Source organism: Streptomyces sp. NPDC050161, assembly GCF_044460025.1.
Classification (GTDB): domain Bacteria; phylum Actinomycetota; class Actinomycetes; order Streptomycetales; family Streptomycetaceae; genus Streptomyces.
The window spans coordinates 190030-205148 of record NZ_JBITJM010000015.1; the positions used below are offsets into that span (position 1 = coordinate 190030).

Annotated in this window: 14 protein-coding genes and 1 pseudogene; 9 read left to right on the forward strand and 6 right to left on the reverse strand. The window is 71.6% G+C overall.

From position 1 onward, the window contains the following. Positions 1–17: 17 nt before the first annotated feature. From ACIBK8_RS24375 to ACIBK8_RS24390, 4 genes are all read right to left on the reverse strand, one after another. The gene (locus ACIBK8_RS24375; protein WP_399043955.1) at positions 18–788 is read right to left on the reverse strand and encodes an oxidoreductase; all 771 of its coding nucleotides are present in this window, start codon (positions 786–788) and stop codon (positions 18–20) included. 242 nt (positions 789–1030) lie between these two features. Continuing rightward, complete coding sequence (locus tag ACIBK8_RS24380) at positions 1031–1876, reverse strand: IclR family transcriptional regulator (RefSeq protein WP_399043956.1); 846 nt, start codon at positions 1874–1876, stop codon at positions 1031–1033. A gap of 179 nt (positions 1877–2055) precedes the next feature. Beyond that, on the reverse strand, positions 2056–2439 hold the full coding sequence (locus tag ACIBK8_RS24385; RefSeq protein ID WP_399043957.1) for a VOC family protein: 384 nt from the start codon (positions 2437–2439) through the stop codon (positions 2056–2058). Then, entirely contained in the window at positions 2406–3839 is a 1434-nt protein-coding gene (locus ACIBK8_RS24390; protein WP_399043958.1) for an MFS transporter, read from the reverse strand. The genes ACIBK8_RS24385 and ACIBK8_RS24390 overlap by 34 nt, the downstream gene beginning before the upstream one ends. Before the next feature lie 284 nt (positions 3840–4123). Here ACIBK8_RS24390 and ACIBK8_RS24395 point away from each other — a divergent pair, with 284 nt between their 5' ends. Genes ACIBK8_RS24395 through ACIBK8_RS24410 form a run of 4 tightly spaced genes read left to right on the forward strand, consistent with a single transcriptional unit; the run spans position 4124 to position 8414 of the window. Further along, a complete protein-coding gene (locus ACIBK8_RS24395) occupies positions 4124–5389 on the forward strand; it encodes a CaiB/BaiF CoA transferase family protein (protein ID WP_399043959.1) in 1266 nt (421 codons plus the stop codon). After that, positions 5390–6373, forward strand: coding sequence for a hydroxymethylglutaryl-CoA lyase (locus ACIBK8_RS24400; RefSeq protein WP_399043960.1), 984 nt, complete (start codon positions 5390–5392; stop codon positions 6371–6373). Beyond that, entirely contained in the window at positions 6370–7425 is a 1056-nt protein-coding gene (locus ACIBK8_RS24405) for a 2-hydroxyacid dehydrogenase (protein ID WP_399043961.1), read from the forward strand. The genes ACIBK8_RS24400 and ACIBK8_RS24405 overlap by 4 nt, the downstream gene beginning before the upstream one ends. Continuing rightward, a complete protein-coding gene (locus tag ACIBK8_RS24410) occupies positions 7422–8414 on the forward strand; it encodes a glycerate kinase (protein ID WP_399043962.1) in 993 nt (330 codons plus the stop codon). Before ACIBK8_RS24405 ends, ACIBK8_RS24410 begins: the two co-directional genes overlap by 4 nt. An 8-nt stretch (positions 8415–8422) precedes the next feature. On the opposite strand, the gene ACIBK8_RS24415 is transcribed toward ACIBK8_RS24410, so the two are convergent. Beyond that, on the reverse strand, positions 8423–8614 hold the full coding sequence (locus ACIBK8_RS24415) for a hypothetical protein (RefSeq protein ID WP_399043978.1): 192 nt from the start codon (positions 8612–8614) through the stop codon (positions 8423–8425). Between ACIBK8_RS24415 and ACIBK8_RS24420 the strand changes: the two are divergent. From ACIBK8_RS24420 to ACIBK8_RS24430, 3 genes and pseudogenes are all read left to right on the forward strand, one after another. Continuing rightward, a pseudogene (locus ACIBK8_RS24420) lies at positions 8540–8764 on the forward strand (alpha/beta hydrolase); the annotation flags it as partial. The gene ACIBK8_RS24415 and the pseudogene ACIBK8_RS24420 overlap by 75 nt on opposite strands. A gap of 818 nt (positions 8765–9582) precedes the next feature. Beyond that, the gene (locus ACIBK8_RS24425; protein WP_399043963.1) at positions 9583–10440 is read left to right on the forward strand and encodes an oxaloacetate decarboxylase; all 858 of its coding nucleotides are present in this window, start codon (positions 9583–9585) and stop codon (positions 10438–10440) included. Positions 10441–10552: 112 nt separating this feature from the next. Continuing rightward, entirely contained in the window at positions 10553–11599 is a 1047-nt protein-coding gene (locus tag ACIBK8_RS24430; RefSeq protein ID WP_399043964.1) for a bile acid:sodium symporter family protein, read from the forward strand. A gap of 215 nt (positions 11600–11814) precedes the next feature. Here ACIBK8_RS24430 and ACIBK8_RS24435 read toward each other — a convergent pair whose 3' ends face one another. After that, complete coding sequence (locus ACIBK8_RS24435; protein ID WP_399043965.1) at positions 11815–12642, reverse strand: class I SAM-dependent DNA methyltransferase; 828 nt, start codon at positions 12640–12642, stop codon at positions 11815–11817. A gap of 431 nt (positions 12643–13073) precedes the next feature. On the opposite strand from ACIBK8_RS24435, the gene ACIBK8_RS24440 reads away from it, so the two are divergent. Both ACIBK8_RS24440 and ACIBK8_RS24445 read left to right on the forward strand, forming a co-directional pair. Then, entirely contained in the window at positions 13074–14477 is a 1404-nt protein-coding gene (locus ACIBK8_RS24440; protein WP_399043966.1) for a M14 family zinc carboxypeptidase, read from the forward strand. 202 nt (positions 14478–14679) lie between these two features. Next, a complete protein-coding gene (locus ACIBK8_RS24445; RefSeq protein ID WP_399043967.1) occupies positions 14680–14985 on the forward strand; it encodes a hypothetical protein in 306 nt (101 codons plus the stop codon). The last annotated feature ends 134 nt before the right edge of the window (positions 14986–15119 follow it).

A 15119-nucleotide genomic window follows, 5' to 3' on the forward strand; every position in this document is an offset into this window, starting at 1 on the left:
CCGGAATTCCGTCGGCGTCAGCCCCTGGGGAATTCGCCGCCGTCCACGACGAGATTGCTGCCGGTCAGCCAGCTCGCCCGGTCGGACATGAGGAAAAGCACCGCGTCGGCGATGTCGTCGGGCCGGCCATCGCGCCCCAGCGGCGGGGTGGTGGTGTCCTGGCCAGGCCCCGAGTTCAGGCGCGCCCACTGCTCCCGCGTCGCTTCGCCGCCGGGGGTGGCGGTTCTGCCGGGAGACACCGTGTTGACCCGGATCCCGAACGGGGCCAACTCGGCGGCCAGTCCTCTGCTGTAGGTCTCCAGCGCCGCCTTCGCCGTCACGTAGTGCAGGAACGGTGGTGCCACGGTGGGGACCGCGGCCGACGAGACGTGCACGATCGCCCCCGAACGCCGTTCCCGCATCCCCGGCGCCAGCAGCGAGTCCAGCCGCACCGACGCCAGGAAGTTCAGGTCCAGCGCGTCCTGCCACACCTCGTCAGGGATGGCCAGAGCGCCCTTGTACGGTTCCGCCCCACCTGCGTTGTGGATCAGGATGTCCACCCCGCCGAGCGCCTTCTGCGCCGCCGCGGCGAGCGCCTCGGCGCCGGCCCGTGTCCGTACGTCGGCCGCCACGAAGGCGGCCCCGTCCGGCGCCTTGCTCGTCGCCGACCTCGCGGTCGTGAGCACCTCGGCGCCCGCGTCCAGGAGTTGGCGCACGACGGCCGCTCCGATTCCGCGAGAACCGCCCGTGACCAGGGCCCGCTTTCCCGCGAGTTCTCGCATTCCCGATCCGTTCTCGGTCGTGGTCATGCCACCGGTCCTCTCCATTACGTGTTCGTCCGCCCGACAAAAGAAGGATCGATGTGCGCAGAGCGCGAATCTTCGGAGAATTCGCGGTGAGCACCTCGTCGAGCTGTTTCACGGTACGTACGGGAAAGAAGGGGAGGCAAAGACGAAATGTCAGCGGACGCTATAGGGAATTCCTATGGCGTCCCGGGCCGGCGCCCCGTGCTGTGCGGTCCCGCCCTCCCGGGAGACCGACGGCCTGCTCGTCAGCCGCCCAGTACGGCGGTGGCCCGCTTCGCGGCCGACAGGACGGTCGGGCCCCAGGACTGGCACTGCTGGGGGGTCATGCGCTGGGTGGGTCCGCAGATGCCGATGGCCGCGACGAGGCGTCCCTCGTGGTCGAAGACGGGTGCGGACACCGATGCGGCGCCCGCGTCGCGTTCGTCGGCGGTGATGGCGTATCCCTGGCGCCTGGTCTGCTCCAGGGCGATGCGCAGCAGGTCGGGGTCGGTGACGGTCAGGTCGGTGTACCGGGGCAGCGGCGCGTTCAGCACGGCATCGGCCGTCGGCTCGTCCCAGGCCAGCAGGACACGGCTGGCCGATCCCGCGTGCAGCGGCATGACCTTGCCGACGTGCATCTCGCGGCGGATGGCGTGGTGGGTCTCCGCCATGCCCACGCAGATACGGAAGTTCTCCTCCCGCCGGTAGAGGCAGGAGGTCTCGCCCGTCCGCTCGCGCAGGTCGGCGATGACCGGCGCCAGGGTCTGGACCAGGTCGAGCCCGACGGAGGCGGGCGCGGCCCAGTACAGGACGCTGAGGCCGATCCGGTAGTGGTCAGCGGTGCGGTCGAGGAAGCCCTCGGCGACGAGGTTGGCGACCAGCCGCTGGCAGGTGGTGGCGGGCAGACCGGTGGCCTTGCGGATGCCGTTGAGGGTCAACTCGGGGCGGTCCGCGCTGAATACGTCGAGGATCTCGCGGATCTTGCTGAGGACGAGGACGGGTTTGGTGCCGGGCGGCAGCGCCCGGTCGGTGAGTCCCCGGCTGCCGGCGGACGGTGGCGGACGGTCGCCGGGGGGTGTCTCCTCCCGCGCGGATACGTCTGGGTCGGTCATGATGCCTCCACGATGTGGGCGCTTGGCTGCCATGTGGCCTCCCCATGATAGTCAGCGCGCACAAAGGGGCGGGAGGCGCCGGAGCGCGGGGCCGCTGCGGCCCCGCGGGCGCCGCCCCGACGCTCCGGCCGGACGGGTTGCGCCCGCCCTGCCGTCCCCTCCCGCCCGTCCGCTGGAGGTCAGGACCGGTAGTTGCTGAGTTCGATGAGGTTGTGGTCGGGGTCGCGCAGGTAGACGCTGACGATCGGCCCGGTGGCTCCGGTGCGTTCGACGGGGCCCTCCTCGATCGGGACGCCGTGGGCGGCGAGTTCGGCGACGACCTCGTCGAGCGTCTGGTCGACGATGAGGCACAGGTCGGCGCTGCCGGGGGTCGGCCGGTGGGCCTTGGGCTCGAACTCCTTGCCCGCCCGATGCAGGTTGATCTTGCTGTGACCGAAGGTCAGGGCCCGGCGCCCGGCGCGGAAAGTGACCACTTCCATGCCGAGGACCTCGGTGTAGAAGGCGACGGTGGTGTCGATGTCCTGCACGGTCAGGACGAGGTGGTCGAGTCGGTCGATGCGCATGGTGCGGAGTTCCCTTCTGAGGAGACGGTGGAGCCGGAGGGGATGGGGTTGAGTTCCTCCAGTGACCTGCCGGCGGTGCGGGGGCCCAGCAGGAGGACGTCGAGGGCCACGATGATCATCGCGGTGGCGACCATCGCGAACAGCACCGAGGCACCCGCGGAGCGCAGGACCGGGACCAGCAGCAGGGGCATCGCGCCGCTGGAGAGCCTGGAGAGCGCGTAGGTCCAGCTGGCGGCGGTGGCGCGCAGTGCCGTGGGGAAGATCTCGGCCTGGTAGATGTGGTACGCGTTGGAGAAGACGTTGCTGGTCAGGGTGAAACAGAGCCCGAATCCGATGATCCCGGCCGACGAGTCCGACAGACCGAAGCCCAGTCCGAGCAGCGCCATGCCCACGCTGGTGCCGACGAGCAGGTACTTGCGCTCGAAGCGTTTGATGAGCGGCAGGGACAGCAACGACCCGCACGGGTAGCCGATGAAGGTGACCGAGCTGAAGAGCAGGGAGTTGGTCACGCTGTAGCCGCGGGCGACCAGGACGGTCGGCACGAGGGTGCCGAATCCGTAATAGCCCCAGGTCTGCAGCAGGTGGAAGAGGCCCAGCATGGTCAGGCGCCGCTTGTAGGGCGCACGCAGGAGGGTCTTGAGGGGGAGCTTCGCCGCGGCGGGTGGGGCGGGTGCGGCGGCGGGCGGCGGCAGACCGGGTCCTGCCTCGCGCTCGAAACGTGCCATGACGGCCTCGGCTTCGGCCTGGCGGCCCGCCGATTCGAGCCAGCGCGGGGATTCCGGCAGGTTCCGGCGCAGCCACAGCACGAGGACGGCCCCCAGCGCCCCGGACGCCATCAGCCATCGCCAGCCGTCCACGCCCCACGGCGCGCGGGTGCTCAGACCGAGGGCGGCGAAGCCGACGACGGGCACGGCCAGGTAGGAGAAGGTGTAGGCCCAGGCGCTGCAACGGCCCCGGTGCCGGGCGGGCAGTACGTCGCTGAGGTAGGCGTCGGCGAGCGGGTGTTCGGCACCGACCCCCAGGCCCGCGCAGAAGCGGGTGGCCACGAGGAACACCGGGTTCGGGCTGAACGCTCCGAGCAGGGTGAAGAACGAGTAGAAGCACAGGTTGAACAGGAAGGCCCGGCGACGTCCCATCCGGTCGGCGAGCCTGCCCAGTACCAGCGCGCCGATGAACATCCCCAGGAACGTGGATCCGAGTACGAGCGGCAGTTGCGCCGCGCTGAGGTGGAACCGTTCCTTGAGGACCGTGCTCATCGTGCCGGCCAAGAAGATCTCGAACATGTCGAAGAACAGCCCGAGGCCCACCACCACGATGATGCGCCGGTGCAGGCGGGTGACGGGGAGGCGGTTCATTCCGGCGGCCACGGAGCCGCCGGGATCAAGCGTCTGAGTCGGCATTGCGTCCTCCTGGACCACCGTAACCCGCATGGTGGTCGAGTCACTTCCATGTGGTGCACCGCACCTTAGGCCCGCTCCCCTTCAGTGGGGAAGAGCTGGGAGTCGATTGGCGAATTCGCCGACGGATAACGGGTGAAGACCTAAAAATCCTGACGAACCGACCCCGAGAGCGTCACCAGAGAGTCCAGGTGGCCACCGAACCCCTCCACCACTTCGTGGACAATCAGCCTCATCGTGGAATACGGTCCCGATGTTGCGAGGCTTTCATCGACGAAGGAGGACTCATGGCTGCTCCAGGTGGTTCGCCGCGATCGGGGGGTGCCGGCCCGCTGGCCGGAATCCGGGTTCTGGAACTGGGGAACTACATCGCGGCCCCGACCGCGGGACGGCTGCTGGCGGACTTCGGGGCCGAGGTGATCAAGGTTGAGCGTCCCGGTACCGGTGACGAACTGCGCCAATGGCGGCTCTTCCAGGGCGAAACATCCATGATGTGGCGGACGTTGAACCGGAACAAGAAGTGCATCACGCTCGATCTGCGCAGCGACGAGGGCCGCCGGATCGCCCTGGACCTGGTGCGCGAGTGCGACATCGTGATCGAGAACTTCCGCCCCGGCACGCTGGAGCGCTGGGGCCTCGGTCCTGACCGGCTCACGGCCCTGCGCCCCGACCTGATCCTGGTCAGGGTCTCCGCCTACGGGCAGACCGGTCCCTACCGTGACCGTCCCGGCTTCGGCGCCGTCGCGGAGGCGCTCGGCGGGCTGCGGCTGCTGACCGGTGACCCCGACCGGCCGCCGGCCCGGGTGGGCGTCAGCATCGGTGACACCGCCGCCGGACTGTACGCGGTCATCGGCGCCCTGCTGAGCCTGGTCAGGCGCGAGCGCACCCGCTCCGCCACCGCCGCGCCGACCGGGGAGCCCAGGTCCGATGTCGTCGATGTCGCCCTCTACGAAGCGGTGTTCAGCATGCTGGAGTCCCTGCTGCCCGACCACGACGCCTACGGCGTGCTGCGGCAACGGTCCGGCGGGCGCATGGACGGCCTCGCCCCCACCAACACCTACCGCTGTCTGGACGGCAAATGGGCGGTGGTCGCCGGCAACGGGGACCAGATCTTCCGCCGCCTGATGGACGTGATCGGCAGGCCCGACCTTCGTGACGCACCCGATCTGGCGGCCAATCCCGGCCGGTGGGAGCGGCGGGACGAACTGGACGAGGCCATCGGGGAATGGGCCGCGGGGCTCGAATCGGAGCAGGCCCTGCGCCTGTTGGACGAGGCCGGTGTGCCGTCCGGGCCCATCTACGACGCGGCGGACATCGCCGATGACCCGCATTTCGCGGCCCGGGGCATGGTCCTTCGCCATCCGGTGCGGGAGGAGTCCGTCGACTTCGGCGAGGTCGCCTTCCCCGGTGTGGTCCCGATCCTGGAGGCCGAGCCCGGCGACGTGCGGTGGCTAGGGCCTGCGCTCGGTGAACACAACGACGACGTCCTCGGCGATCTGCTCGGTATCGCCCCTGCCACCCGCGCCGGCCTGCGAGAGAACAAGGTGATCTGAATGCCGTCCCCCAAGGCCCCGGCCACCCCGCGCGCCTGGCCCGTGGTCCGTGACGTCACCCTGCGCGACGGGCTCCAGCTCGTCTCCGGTGTCCTGCCCACCGCGCACAAGATCCGTCTGGCGAAGCTGCTGCTCGCCGCCGGGATCCCTTCGTTGGAGATCGGCGCTGTGGTACGTCCCGACCGCGTTCCGCAGATGGCGGACACCGTGCAGGTCATCGAGGCCCTCACCCCGGAGGAGCTGGAGCGCTGCTGGATCTGGGTGCCCAATCTCGTCGGCGTGCGGCGGGCGCTCCAAGCGGGCGCGCGGAACCTCCAGTTCGTCCTGTCGGTGTCCGACACGCACAACCGGAACAACGTCGGACGCTCCCGTCAGGCCAGCCTCGACGACGTGCCCGAGGCCGCCCGCCTCGTCGGGGAAGCGGGCGGCAGTCTCCAGCTCGGCCTGGCGACCGCGTTCAGCTGTCCCTTCGAAGGCCCCGTCGTTCCCGATGACACGCTCGGCGTCCTGGCGGACCAACGGGTCGGCGCGGTCACCAGTTTCGTCATCTGCGACACCATCGGGCAGGCCGTCGGGTCCGAGGTGACCGGGCTGATCACCGCCGCCCGGCAGGTGGTCGGCGACCGGTGGCTGATCTTCCACGGCCACGACACCTGGGGGCAGGGCGTCGCCAACAGCCTGGCGGCGCTCGAAGCGGGCGCCGACACCGTCGACGGTTCACTCGGCGGCCTCGGCGGCTGCCCCTTCGCCCCGGGCGCCAGCGGCAACACCGCGCTGGAGGACATCGTCTACGCCCTGCGCCCCGACTGGCTCGACCCGTCCCGTTTCCGCGAGTTGGTCCTGGCGGGCGAGGACCTGTTGGCCGCGCTCGGCGAACCGCAGCGCAGCCGCGCCGCCGAAGGGGCCAGGCGGTCCGGCCGCAGCCACCGGTGGGCGGTCCCCGGTCCCGCCGCCGCGGGTGGCCGCGCCGGGGTGGGCAGGTGACCGCCGCCGCGCGCCGCCCGCGCGTGCTGCTGACGGCGGCGCTGCCCGATCCCGCGCCGCGCATCCTGGAGCCGCTCGCCGACGTCCGGGTACTCGAACGGCCGCCGAGCGCTGCCGAGTTGGCCGGGGAACTCGCCGACGGCGTCGACGTGGTGCTCGGCCAGCTCGTCGACCCGTTCACCGCCGATGTGCTGCGCGCGGGCGCACCCGGGCTGCGGGCCGTGTGCCTGTACGCGGTCGGGTTCAGCAATGTCGACACCGCCGCCGCGAGCCGCGCGAACGTGGTGGTCACCAACACCCCCGACGTGCTCACCGATGACACCGCCGATCTGGCCGTCGCGCTCATGCTGGCGGTCGGCCGCCGGCTGCTCGACGGCGACCGCGAGGTCAGGGCCGGCCGCTTCACGGGGTGGCGGCCCGACCTTCTGCTGGGCCGGCGCATGCACGGCTCGGTGCTGGGCCTGGCGGGGTTCGGCCGGATCGGCCAGGCCGTGGCGCGCCGCGCCCTCGCGTTCGGCATGCGGGTCCGCTGCACCCGCCGCCCCGGCGCCACCGACACCACCCCGGCGGCCCCGCTCCCCGCGGACCTCGCGGGGCGGGTCGAGGAGGTCAACTGGCCGGAGCTGCTGTCCAGTTGTGACGTCCTGTCGCTGCACGTGCCCCTGACGCCCGGCACTCATCACCTCGTCGACGGGGCCGCGCTGGCCGCGATGAAGCGCTCCGCGATCGTGATCAACACCGCACGCGGACCCGTCGTCGACGAGGCCGCCCTCGTCCACGCGCTCGACACCGGTGTGATCGCGGGCGCCGGCCTCGACGTCTACGAGGACGAGCCGCGCCTCGCCCCGGGCCTCGATCGCAGCCCCGGCACGGTCCTGCTGCCGCACGTCGGCAGCGCGACGCTGCACACCAGGCGGGCCATGGCGGAGTTGTGCGCGCGCAACGCGGTCCACGCGCTGGCCGGAACCCTTCCGCCGCAGGCCGTCAACCCGGATGCCTGGGGCGGGCAGCTCCGGCCTGACCTGACGGCGCCCGGCCGGGTGCCGCGGTGAGCGCGCCGCCGGAGACCGGCACCGTGCTCGTCGCACCGGACAGCTTCAAGGGCACCTTCACCGCATCCGACGCCGCCCGGCACCTCGCCGCAGGGGTCAGGGACGCCGGCCTGCGCGCGGTGGCCTGCCCGCTGGCCGACGGCGGCGAAGGCACCCTCGACGTGCTGCTCACCGCACTCGGCGGCACCCGCCTGCCGGTGAGCGTGCACGGCCCTTGGGGCGACCCGCTCATCGCGTACGTCGGTCTGCTTCCCGACGGCACCGCCGTCGTCGAGTCCGCACAGGCCGCCGGGCTGACGCTGCCCACCAGGAGGGAACGCGACCCGGAGACCGCTTCCACCCGCGGTGTGGGCGAGCTGATCAACGCGGCCTCGGCCCGGGGAGCCGGACGGGTGCTGGTGACGGTCGGCGGGGTCGCCACCACCGACGGGGGCCGCGGCGCGCTGGAGGCGATCGAGGACGCCGGAAGGGGGCACACACCGCAGGTCACCGTGCTGTGCGACGTCCGCACCCGGTTCGCCGACGCCGCCGTACGGTACGGGCCGCAGAAAGGGGCCGGGCCGGAAGAGGTCGCACGGCTCACCGCGCAACTCGGCCTGTTCGCCGCGCGGTTGCCCAAGGATCCGCGGGGCGTCCCCGGTACCGGCGCCGCGGGCGGACTGGCCGGCGGGCTGTGGGCGGCGCTCGACGCCGACCTCGTGTCCGGTGCCGATCATGTCCTCGACGCGGTCGGCTTCGACGGGCGGCTGCGCCGGGCGACGGCGGTGGTCGTGGGTGAGGGGCGTCTCGACGCGCAGACGGCCGAGGGAAAGATCATCGACGCAGTGATCCGCCGCGCGGCCCGCAACGGCGTTCCGGTGCACGCCGTGGTGGGCTCCACGGAACCCGGCCTGGCCACCGTGCCCGGCATCGCCGACATCACGCTCGCCGGCGATGCGGACTCCCTGCGGCGGGCCGGCACGGCAATCGCCCGCGGGTACCGGGGCTGAGCCGCCGACTACGCCCCGAAGCCCTGCTGTTCCGCCGCCGAACGGTCGGCGCCCGCGCTCCAGGAGACGCGGATGCGGAGGCCGTCGTGGGAGGGGGTGCCGGACTCGGCGGTCCAGATGACGAGTTGCTGGCCGGGCATCTCCACACCCCCGACGGCCACGCCCAGGGCGAGCGCCGTCCCGCCGTCGTGGTCGGGCACCCGACGACGGGTGTGAAGGAGCAGACCGCCGCCCTGTACGCGCAGCGCCTGGCAGGCCAGGGCTTCATCGCGCTGGCCTTCGACGCCGCGTACCAAGGTGAGAGCGAGGGTGAACCGCGCGGCCTGGAGGACCCGTTCCAGCGCGTCGAGGGCGCGACCCACGTCGATCTCTACGACAGGGACGAGGCCGTCACCCCGGCCGTCGTCAAGCTGGCCGGCTTCTTCGGCAAGCACCTGTGACAGCCGCGCCGTTCACCGGCGCCGGCCCCTGCGCCCCTGTCCTTCCCGGGCAGGGGCGCCTGCCGTCAACGGCCGGTTACGACCGCGCGCGCCCGTCGGGTCCGGTGTCGCGCGGGTGAACGGCCCGGTGGTCCACTCCGGTCGTGGCCGCGACCGACCCGTGGCCGACCTGCGGTGATGCCGCTTCGGCGGTCGCCCTTGCGCAGGGAGCATGGACAGCAAAAGCCCCCGTACGGGGAACAGTTCCCGGACACGGCCCTCCCGGCCAATCTCGGACGGAGGCGCAGCGGCCCGGCGGCGCCGCATCCGTGCGCCCCGTGACCGCCGTTGAGAAGCGGCCGGTGACCGGTCGTACGCGCCGGACATGCGCAAATGCCGGAAATCCGGCCGGACGGTACGTTGTTGAGCCCTGTCCGCCGCCCGTGACCTGCGGTCATACCTTCCGCGTCAGGCGGCATCAGAAATGGCGTGAACGGCGCCATCGGCCGGTATTTTACAGAGGAACTACTGTTTCATTACTTCGACTTGACTAACCTGAGGGTGCTGGGCACGCCCCCCACCTGCGACATCAGGGGGCACGCCCCGCGCATGGAAGCGGCCGGGGCGCCATGCCCTGACAGGCAAGGTCCCCGGCCACTCGGCACGTGACGTCATGACGCCGACCCCGGCTTTGGCAGGCATCGGGTCGGCAATGAAGCGAGTCAACGCGACCAACATCGGAGAGTACCGTGAATCACCCACAGCGGCTACGCGCTGCGCTCGAAGAAGACGGCACGACGCCCCTCATCGGCGTCTTCGACATGTTCTCCGCCTCCGTGGCGGCCCAGCACTACGACGGCATGTTCGTCTCCGGATTCGGCTTCGCCGCGTCCCATTACGGACTGCCCGACATCGGCTTCATCGCCTGGCCCGACATGGTGGCCTTCGTCCAGCGACTGCGGCTGGCCTTCCCCCGGCAGCACCTGCTCGTCGACATCGACGACGGGTACGTCGACCCGGAGACGGCCTGCCACGTGGTGCAGCAGTTGGAGGCCATCGGTGCCTCCGGCGTCATCCTGGAGGACCAGCAACGGCCCCGCCGCTGCGGCCACGTCGACGGCAAGCAGGTGCTCCCGCTGGAGGACTACCTGGAGAAGCTGAACCTGGTCCTGGAGTCCCGCCGCGACCTGCTCGTCGTCGCCCGCACCGACGCCACCGAGGAGGACGAAATCCTCAGACGGGCCGAGGCGTTGGCCAAGACCGATGCGGACGTGATCCTGGTGGACGGCGTACGCAGCGTCGAGCGGATCCACCGGGTACGCGAGGTCATCGGCGACAAGCCGCTGCTCTTCAACCAGATCGCCGGCGGCAAGTCGCCGCGCCTGTCGCTGAGCGAACTCACCGCGCTCGGCGTCGACGTGGCCATCTACAGCACCCCGTGCCTGTTCGCCGCCCAGACCGCGATCGACCAGGCGCTGTCGGTGCTGAAGGAGGACGACGGCCGCCTGCCGGAGCACACCCCGCAGAGCGTCGGCGTCGCCGACTGCCTGGCCCTCCTGGAGAAGAACATCAGCCGCTCGCACGCCAAGGTTCCGGCCGCCCGGTGACCCGCACGCCCCGTTGACCCGGCCGGCGTCCGGTCACCGGCCGCCCCGGGCGGGACACACCCGCCCGGGGCGGCCTTCCGGACGCCGTCGGCGTCGCCCGGAAGGAACCCCCATGCCCAGCTGGCCGCGCGGCGCGGTACGCCGCATCGACTGGTACCTCGTCGCACTCTTCGCCGTCATCGGATGTGCGACCCTCCTGCCCGCCTCCGGAGCAACGGCCGACGGCCTCGCCCTGACCGCCCGCATCATGGTCGGGCTGCTCTTCTTCCTCTACGGAGCGCGGCTCTCCCCCCGCGCCGCCTACGACGGTCTGCGGCACTGGCGGCTGCATCTGCCCATCCTCGCCCTGACCTTCCTCGTCTTCCCGCTGGCCGGGATGGCCGTGGGCCTGCTGCCGCACTCCGTGCTCGGCGGCGACCTCGCGACCGGCATCCTGTTCCTGAGCGTGCTGCCGTCGACCGTCCAGTCGTCCGTCGCGCTCACCTCCATGGCCCGCGGCAACGTCGCCGCCGCCATCTGCTCCGCGTCGTTCTCCACCCTGCTCGGTGTGGTGCTCACCCCGCTGCTGGCCGTCCTGTTGCTGCAACAGGGCACGTCCGGCGGCCTGACGTTCGCGCCGTCCCAGGCGCGGGACGTCGTCGTCCAGCTCCTGCTGCCCTTCCTCGCCGGCCAGGTGGCGCGGCGCTGGATCGCCGGGTGGATCCAGCGGCACCGCCTGCTGACCACGCTCTGCGACCGGGGCTGCATCCTGCTCGTCGTCTACTCCGCCTTCAGCCAGGGCATGACGGCCGGCATCTGGCAGCGGATCCCCCCGGCGCGGATCATCATGCTGGCGGTGGTGTGCCTGCTGCTGCTCGGGATCGCCCTGGCTCTCACCTACGGCGCCGCGCGGCTTCTGCGGCTGCCGCGCGAGGACCGGGTGACCGCCGTGTTCGCCGGATCCACCAAGAGCCTGGCCGGCGGTCTGCCGATCGCCACCGTCCTGCTCCCGGAGAGCGAACTCGGCCTCCTCGTCCTGCCGTTGATGCTCTACCACACTCTCCAGCTGGTGGTGTGCACCTGGCTGGCCCGCCGCTGGCCGTCGGCCGTCTCCCCCGAGGATCCGGCGCCCACGTTCGTCACGGCCGCACCGACCGCCTCAGGGGAACGACCAGGGTGACCGCCCCGCGTCGCTCCACGCCACTCGTGCGGCCCGGGGAAGCATCCCGCTCCGGGCCGCACGACGCGTTGCCGCGTCGACCAGGGCGAGGCCGTCCGCACGCCCCTCGCAGGACCCGCCGTCCTGACCTCCGTGGCGGCGGCCGGCAACCGCACCCTCCAACGCCTGCTGGGCCGCGGCCACCGGGCGACGGGTATGCCCGCCGAGCCCGGCCGTCAGCTGTGACGCACCTGGCGGGACTGATGCCGGGCCACGAACAGGACGCGTTCGTCGGGGCGTTCGTGCTGCCCGCCCTGCCGGAGCCGGCTGACGGGATGCACGGCGACGCAGTCCAGCTGCGCCCGGGTGAGCAGGCGCCGTACGGAGGTCTCGGACCGGGCCCGGAAGGTGTTCTGGTGGGCGATCCGGTGCCACTGGCCGGGAGCGTGGCGTACGAAGCGGTCCATGCGCCGGGTGAAGACCGGCTCGGGTTCGGTGGGCAGGGTGTGCTGCCAGGTGCGGCAGATGAGGAACTGGCCGTCGCTCTCGCGGACCGCGGGGTGCCGGACCGAGCGGTGGTGGGCCCGCTCGGAGAGCTGGTCGAAGAGGAAGACGCCGTCGGGGGCCAGGGAACGCACGATGCCGCGCAGCGCGGAGGCGAAGTCCTCGTCCGTGAGGAGGTGGTCCATGGGGTTGGTGACCGCGCAGATGACGTCGAACTCGCCCCAGTCGGGCAGGTGGCGCAGGTCCGCTTCCTCGAAACGCACCTGATCGGCGTGGGGTTTGGCGCGGGCGTGGTCGAGCATGGCCGAGGACAGGTCACAGCCCAGGACGGCATAGCCGAGCGCCGCGAACCCCAGGGAGCTGATGCCGCTGCCGCACCCCAGATCCAGCAGGCGTACGCCCACCGGGCACGGGATGTTGGCGTAGCGCCTGGCGAGGTCGTGGAAGAGGCGTCCGTAGCGGTTGAACGGCCGGTCCGCGGTGTCCGCGTCGTAGAACGGCGCCCACTGCTGGTAGCCGGTGGAGATCTCGTCGTGATCGCCGACAGGTGGTGCGGTCATCGCCACTCCCATTCGCTGCGGTAGCTGTGTCCGCTGAGCGAAACACGGCGCGTCCCCCGTCGGCGCCGTCCGACCCGCGACGATGGCCTATTGGGCGGATCGGATGGGGTGACATTGCGAGCGGCGCGGCGCTCCGAGCGCGCCGGTCGGGCCCCGGCACCACGCGCCGGGCCACGGCGGGAAGCGCGTACGCGGCGAGGGCGGCGCCCGACGCGAGGGGCCCGTGGAACGCCCGGAACCCTACCTTCTCAACATGGCATGACCATGGCACGATGCCTCCCGGTGGCCCGTGGGCCCACTGCCCACCGGCGCCGGCCAAGGCGCCCGGAGCGCCATATGGTCCGGCTTTCCGGGAGCCGTCGCGGGCGAGGCGCGAAGACCGCGTCTCCTTCGCGTGCATGTGCCCCACACCCCCCACGGAAGGCCATGCCATGCTCCGGAAAACCCTCGTGACCACGGCCGCGGCAGCGACGGTCGCGGCGTTCACGGCGCTCGCCCCACTGTCCCCGACAGCCCTCGCCGGTACGCAGGACACAGCCGGCGCGCCCGGCGAACACACCGTGGTCGTCTACCGCGTCCCCACCCATGACCCCGCGGACGCGAAGAAGCTGATCTCCTCCGGATACGACCTGATCGAACGCCGCCAGGGCAACGACCTGTTCGTCATGGGCGGCCCGGAGACGGCGGACGGACTGCGCCGGCTTGGCTTCGCCCCCACGGCCGCCGAGACGATGCGCAAGCCGCTCCCCCGCACGCCGCACACGGCCCGCCCGGCCGGCGGCGTCGACGACACCTACTACGGCGGTTACCACACCGTCGACGCGCACTACGCGCACCTCGACCAAACGGCCTCCCAGCACCCGGACATGGCCAAGGTCGTCACCTACGGGCAGAGTTGGCTCAAGCAGAAGGGCCGCGGTGGCCACGACCTCAAGGCCATCTGCATCACCAAGATCAAGAAGGGTGACTGCGCACTCAACCCCGAATCGGCCAAGCCGCGCTTCTTCCTGATGAGCCAGGTCCACGCACGGGAGATCACCACGGGCGAGGTCTCCTGGCGCTGGATCGACACCCTGACGAAGGACTACGGCAAGGACCCCGACATCACCGCCCTGATGGACTCCACCGAGATGTGGGTCGTCCCGATCAGCAACCCGGACGGCGTCGACATCGTCGCCCAGGGCGGCGACAACCCCATCCTCCAGCGCAAGAACGCCAATGACTCCAACGGCGGCGACTGCGGCACGAACGGCCAGACCGGCGTGGACCTCAACCGCAACATGGACACCCACTGGGGCGGCGAAGGCACCTCCACCGAGCCGTGCAGCGAGATCTACCTCGGCCCGAAGGCCGACTCCGAACCGGAGAACGCCGCGCTGCAGGACCTGTTCCGCAAGCTGTACCCGGCGGTGCGCACCGGAACCGGCGACAGCGACCCGGCGCCGGACACCGCCAAGGGCATGATGATCAGCCTCCACAGCGACGCCAGCATGGTCCTGCTCCCCTGGGAGGCCGACCACACCCTCCACACCGGCAACGACAAGGCCCTCCGCGCCCTCTCCGGAAAGCTCGGCTCGCTCACGAACTACCCGTCAGGACAAGCCGGCGAGATCCTCTACGACGCCTCGGGCGGCAACGACGACTGGACGTACGACAAGCTGGGACTCGCGAGCCTCACCATCGAGATCGGCGACGTCGACGGACGCGGCTGCTCCGGTTTCACCCCGAAGTTCTCCTGCCAGGAAAGCTACTTCTGGCCGAAGATGAAGCCCGCACTGCTGTACGCGGCCCAGCAGTCCGCGGCACCGTACCGGACGACATCCGAGGGCCGCTGAGGAACGCCCCGCACCTCCGTGCGGGCTGCGCCCGTCGGGCATTCCTTGCCTGCGTCCGGAGCGTCCCGATATCCTGAAAGGCTTTCTGCCACCGCAGATTGACACTACGTCAGGAGGAAGGAAGGGGGTCGCCATGAAGGGGCGAACCCAGCCGCCCGCCCGGAAAGTCCGGTGTCAGGGCGGCGGTTCCGGAAGGAACGAGATGTCCCGTACGGACAGGACGAAGCCGCTGTGGGTGCGCCACGCCGAGCACCGCCCACAGCCGGTCCATGATCACCGCTACGGCACCTGCGACCTGCCGCCGCACCCGACGCGCGAGGAGACGGACACGCGCTGCCGGTGGGAACACCCGGGCAGCCAACTGTTCGGCCACACCTGCTGTTCGGGGTGCACCGCGCGCTCCTGCACCAAGGAGTGGCAGGAGATGGTCAAGGCCCACAACCGCAAGGAACGCTACGCGGGGCGGCGCGAGGCGCGTCGCTTCACCACCGGGGAGGACCGCGACTGACCCCTCCCCTTCCCTCGGGCGCCCGGCCTGCGGCGGCCCGGCGCGGGGGGGGGGGGGGGGGGGCGGCCGGGGGGGGGGCGGGGGGGGGGCGCGGGCGGGGCGGGGGGCCCGGGGCGGGGGGGGGGGGGCGCGCG

Bases quoted from the DNA above. Each gene is read 5' to 3' on its own strand.
- ACIBK8_RS24380 (WP_399043956.1), bottom strand. From the start codon at position 1,876: ATGACCGACCCAGACGTATCCGCGCGGGAGGAGACACCCCCCGGCGAC.
- ACIBK8_RS24445 (WP_399043967.1), top strand. From the start codon at position 14,680: ATGTCCCGTACGGACAGGACGAAGCCGCTGTGGGTGCGCCACGCCGAG.
- ACIBK8_RS24375 (WP_399043955.1), bottom strand. From the start codon at position 788: ATGACCACGACCGAGAACGGATCGGGAATGCGAGAACTCGCGGGAAAG.
- ACIBK8_RS24400 (WP_399043960.1), top strand. From the start codon at position 5,390: ATGCCGTCCCCCAAGGCCCCGGCCACCCCGCGCGCCTGGCCCGTGGTC.
- ACIBK8_RS24390 (WP_399043958.1), bottom strand. From the start codon at position 3,839: ATGCCGACTCAGACGCTTGATCCCGGCGGCTCCGTGGCCGCCGGAATG.
- ACIBK8_RS24395 (WP_399043959.1), top strand. From the start codon at position 4,124: ATGGCTGCTCCAGGTGGTTCGCCGCGATCGGGGGGTGCCGGCCCGCTG.
- ACIBK8_RS24430 (WP_399043964.1), top strand. From the start codon at position 10,553: ATGCCCAGCTGGCCGCGCGGCGCGGTACGCCGCATCGACTGGTACCTC.
- ACIBK8_RS24440 (WP_399043966.1), top strand. From the start codon at position 13,074: ATGCTCCGGAAAACCCTCGTGACCACGGCCGCGGCAGCGACGGTCGCG.
- ACIBK8_RS24385 (WP_399043957.1), bottom strand. From the start codon at position 2,439: ATGCGCATCGACCGACTCGACCACCTCGTCCTGACCGTGCAGGACATC.
- ACIBK8_RS24435 (WP_399043965.1), bottom strand. From the start codon at position 12,642: ATGACCGCACCACCTGTCGGCGATCACGACGAGATCTCCACCGGCTAC.